This is a genomic window from Myxacorys sp., from assembly GCF_059501405.1.
In genome coordinates this window covers 1-4,105 of record NZ_JCACCM010000017.1, presented here as the reverse complement: position 1 = coordinate 4,105, position 4,105 = coordinate 1, and the positions used below count along the sequence as shown (strand labels likewise).

Below are 4,105 nucleotides of genomic sequence, written 5' to 3'. Positions count from 1 at the left end.
ATCTGGTACTTTGTTCACGCCTATAACAAATCATTACTTCTGTAGGACTACCCAATTTCTAACTACATAGGCGCACAGGCTAACAACCCGCTTGGGGCGGACTGCATAGAGATCTTGGTGGTATGCAACAGCTACTTACAGCCGCTCAACCGGAACGTTAGGCGGCTTGAGTTATCGGTGTTGATAGTACTTCAAAACGTATCTGTTAGTGCAGAATGTTCAAAAGACGATGTTACAGTTAGTTGCCGAAACAACGCACAAATTTAGCCTGGAGTAGCAAGATTGCAATCTTCTACACTTGAGTTCAAACTTATTAACCTAGAGCGGGATCAAGATTTATGCGTTCAATTCAAAGCGGACTCCTTCATTTGCAGCTTTGGTTCAGCTGCTCGGTTTTATAAAGAGGATGGAAGCGGAGCTGAGGAATATTTGCAGTGGCTGAGACAGCGAATGACAGAAATCCCGGCCAGTTGTGTACACGTTTGGAAAGAAGAGCAAATCATCGGGCAAATTGAGATGATGCGTTGGAAACACGATTCAAGCGTTGGCTACGTCAATTTGTTTTACCTGACTCCAGAGTTTCGAGGTCACGGTTTTGGTCAGCAATTAGATCAACACGCAGCTCATTTTTTCAAGCGTCTGGGTTGTCAGTTAGCCCGCTTAAATGTCAGTCCTACGAATCGAGTGGCAATGAGATTTTATCTCAAGCACGGATGGGTTGATTTAGGGCAACGGGAAGATGATCCTGAAGTTCACTATCTTGAAAAGAAATATGGAGCTAACGTACAGTAGCATTTCAGTGGCAGCTATTGAATCGGATAGTGAAAGCCAACCGCCCAACATTGTGGTGGAGTGGGCAGTTGAGAGATCTTGGTGCTGAGTCCAAGTATATCTGCTGCCGTTCACCTTCACCGTTAGCTGTCAAGGAGGATGTCGATGATCTCTCCATCTCTACCCACACGACAGATTGATACAGCACGATTGCGAATTCGCAGATTTACTCGCGAAGATATTGAGCCGTTCATCGGCTTTATGACGGATTGCGAGTCCACGGCCTTTCTTCCCTTTGCCCAGGAGCAGAAGACCAGGCAGGGAGCCAAGCAGCTTGTTGAGTCCACCATCGAGTCATACAGCTCTGCACATCCCATGCTGGCCTTTGCGGTCGAAGAACAGATGACCAGAGAGTTTGTGGGGTTCTGTGGCTTGAATTCGCACGACGAAGAGACGATAGAAATAATGTACGCAGTGATGCCGAGCGCGAGACGGCAAGGGTATGCAACGGAGATCGCTACCGCACTTGCTCGTTACTCCCTTAATGAACTTGGCTATCGTCGAGTGATCGCTTTGATTGCGCCAGCTAATCAGTATTCAAAGATCGTCGCTGCGCGGGTGGGGTTCAAAGACGGCGGTTTAGTCAGGAATGCAAACTTTGCAGAGAAAGTGCATCAGTTCATCCTGGAACAGGAGCGAGCTAACACAGTAGCGGAGCGGACGTGAAGAGCCTTTGCGCTTCGTTTCAATGTTGTTTGTCGCTGCTCACTTTAGCCGTTAGGCGGTTGCAATCAGTCCTTGGAAGCGAAAACAGTTATGAAGACCCAGTACTACACAGCCACAAGCCTTGACGGGTTCATTGCTACCGAAGATGATTCATTGGACTGGCTGTTTCCGCTTGGCAACCTGAATGACTCCAGCTACTCAGAGTTCATCGCTGAGGTAGGTGCATTGGCCATGGGGTCGGCCACCTACGAGTGGATGGTGCGCAACGCCGATCAGGTGGCGGCCGAGACCGGCTCATCGTGGCCGTACACTCAGCCTGTCTGGGTATTCACCAGTCGCAGTCTCCCGGTAATCGAGGGTGTAGACATCCGATTTGTAAAAGGGGATGTGCGCCAAGTTCACCTTGAAATGCGGGCGGCGGCGGAGGGCAAGAACATCTGGATTGTGGGAGGCGGCGACTTGGCAGGGCAGTTCCATGATGCCGAGCTTTTGGATGAGCTAATCGTCCAGATTGTGTCAGTTACCCTGGGCAGAGGTAAGCAACTGTTCCCGCGCCGAGTTCTGAGCCCAACCCTACGTCTGATGTCGGTTCGCCAAATCGGCACGGGTATGGCTGAACTTCGTTATGAAGTGGGTAAGGGCAGTGCGGGCAGCGTCACTTAACATAGCCTCTGAGCCGGACGAGCGACAATTGCTTGGCATGGATACGAGGGTATAGGTCGCCGTTGATTGCGATCGTTGTCAAATTCATTTTCTCAAGATTTGGAACTTCTGCGGGTGTGAGCAGGCAACCAGAGCCAGCTTACTTGTTGCATTAAAAGGGCGATCGCCCGGTTCACACGAGAGAATAGGCAGAAACATTCCGCCTAATTCCCCAATTTGGGATGTTAGACCGACAAATTTCTGCCTAATCACCTATTTGGGGATCTTAGATGGACAGAAATCTGCATAACTACACTAATTTGGGATCTTAGGCGGAAAAAGTCAGTCTAAATAATAGTTATGCGCTTAATCATCTACAATTCTTGGGCGTCTTCTAAACTCCATCTCGAAATGCAAATTGAACAATACACTCCTCAGCATCTTGATGCTATTGTTCGTCTTTCGCTTCGGGCATGGACTCCAGTTTTTGAATCGATTCAGAATGCGATGGATGCCGACGTGTACCAAGTGTGGATTCCGCGAGCAACGAGAGGTAAGATATGCACGAAATCACAACTTCCCAAGTCTTCTACGAGGCAGACGGCCTGAACATGGTCGCTCATCTAGCACGGCCGCACGGCGAGGGTCCTTGGCCCGCAGTTCTCATTGGACACGACGGCGTTGGTCTTGACGACTACCAGCGGGGCCGCGCTGATGATCTCGCCGCGCACGGCTATGTTGCACTCGCGATGGACTTTCACGGCGGACAGACCTTCTTTGGCAGGCCCGACGCGATGTTGGCTCGGGTCATGCCCTTGTTGGCCAACGCTGGACGGATGCGGGCTATTGGTCGCGTAGCGCTGGACGTTCTCCTCGCGACGCCTGATGTTGACGCCAACCGGCTCTTGGCTCTCGGCTATGGTGCTGGCGGACATATCGTCCTTGAGCTTGCGAAAACAGGCGCACCCTTCAATGCCGTCGCGGTCGTTCATCCCGGACTGCCGGAACCTGATGCCCATGACTGGCGCGATGTAAACAGCACTATCCTCCTCTGTACTGGCTCCGAGGACCCGCTCTGCACTCCCGACCAACTTCTCGCATTTGGTCACGCATTACAGGATGCTGGGGTTGACTGGCGCGTAAACATCTATGGCGGTGCCCAGCACGCCTTTTGGGCTCGCCCGACAAATTCGGATGGATCGCCGGCCGAAGGGCTCACGCATGTTCAAGCGACCGTGCCAGGTGTCGGCTATCACTCAAAACACACTGAGCGCGCATGGCGAGCGGTTCTTGATCTTTTCGGAGAGGAATCGAAATGAGCGACGTGCATGAAGTCCGGGCGCGGGAAGAAGATTTGCGAAGCGCCATGTTAGCCGGAGACGCGTCGGCCCCGTCGGACCTCATACCTCATAGTAGAAACACCGTATAACGTTCGCAATGCACCGGAACGTTTCAATATGGTTGGTTAAGTTGCAAAGTTTGTCTGCGTCCGGTGATTGCGAACGTTATACGGTTCAAGTTTCTAGTGGGAAAGGGGTTGAGAGGTTATCTGTTAGCATCAGGTGAATTGCAGAAACAGAGAGTTGTATGGAAAGGCTGACAGAGCTGCCAAAAGATTTGCCCGTTCCAGGAGATGATGGTGCTTGCAATCATTTGCTAAGGAAGTCTTTGCCATCGATCGCCTTATCTTCAACTCAAGCTGAGTATGTAGATTTATCAGTGATCGCAGGTCGTGTTGTCATTTACTGCTACCCAATGACGGGACAGCCTGGTATTCCTCTACCTGATGAATGGAACGTAATCCCTGGAGCAAGGGGATGTACTCCACAATCATGTGCTTTTCGGGATCATTATCAAGAGCTAAAAGAGTTGGGAGCGCAGGTATTTGGTCTTAGCACCCAAAGTACTAAATCAGGACTTACGCAGTGACGCTAGGAGTAGGGTCTGGTCAAGTTGAGTCATTATC

At 50.9% G+C, this 4,105-nt stretch carries 5 protein-coding genes; all 5 read left to right on the top strand.

All coding sequences use genetic code 11. The features are described from left to right. The first annotated feature begins 282 nt into the window (after positions 1 to 282). The 5 genes from AC5I6P_RS01895 (at position 283) to AC5I6P_RS01875 (ending at position 4,068) form a co-directional block, all read left to right on the top strand. Positions 283 to 792, top strand: a complete 510-nt coding sequence (locus AC5I6P_RS01895; RefSeq protein ID WP_495692069.1) for a GNAT family N-acetyltransferase — start codon at positions 283 to 285, stop codon at positions 790 to 792. A gap of 144 nt (positions 793 to 936) precedes the next feature. Beyond that, positions 937 to 1,497, top strand: coding sequence for a GNAT family N-acetyltransferase (locus AC5I6P_RS01890; protein WP_495692068.1), 561 nt, complete (start codon positions 937 to 939; stop codon positions 1,495 to 1,497). 90 nt (positions 1,498 to 1,587) lie between these two features. Next, the gene (locus AC5I6P_RS01885; protein ID WP_495692067.1) at positions 1,588 to 2,160 is read left to right on the top strand and encodes a dihydrofolate reductase family protein; all 573 of its coding nucleotides are present in this window, start codon (positions 1,588 to 1,590) and stop codon (positions 2,158 to 2,160) included. A 539-nt stretch (positions 2,161 to 2,699) separates the two neighbouring features. After that, positions 2,700 to 3,458: a dienelactone hydrolase family protein gene (locus AC5I6P_RS01880; RefSeq protein ID WP_495692066.1), complete on the top strand. Its 759-nt coding sequence runs from the start codon at positions 2,700 to 2,702 to the stop codon at positions 3,456 to 3,458. A gap of 268 nt (positions 3,459 to 3,726) precedes the next feature. After that, complete coding sequence (locus AC5I6P_RS01875; protein WP_495692065.1) at positions 3,727 to 4,068, top strand: thioredoxin domain-containing protein; 342 nt, start codon at positions 3,727 to 3,729, stop codon at positions 4,066 to 4,068. Positions 4,069 to 4,105 lie beyond the last annotated feature (37 nt).

Bases quoted from the DNA above. Each gene is read 5' to 3' on its own strand.
- AC5I6P_RS01890 (WP_495692068.1), top strand. From the start codon at position 937: ATGATCTCTCCATCTCTACCCACACGACAGATTGATACAGCACGATTG.
- AC5I6P_RS01885 (WP_495692067.1), top strand. From the start codon at position 1,588: ATGAAGACCCAGTACTACACAGCCACAAGCCTTGACGGGTTCATTGCT.
- AC5I6P_RS01880 (WP_495692066.1), top strand. From the start codon at position 2,700: ATGCACGAAATCACAACTTCCCAAGTCTTCTACGAGGCAGACGGCCTG.
- AC5I6P_RS01875 (WP_495692065.1), top strand. From the start codon at position 3,727: ATGGAAAGGCTGACAGAGCTGCCAAAAGATTTGCCCGTTCCAGGAGAT.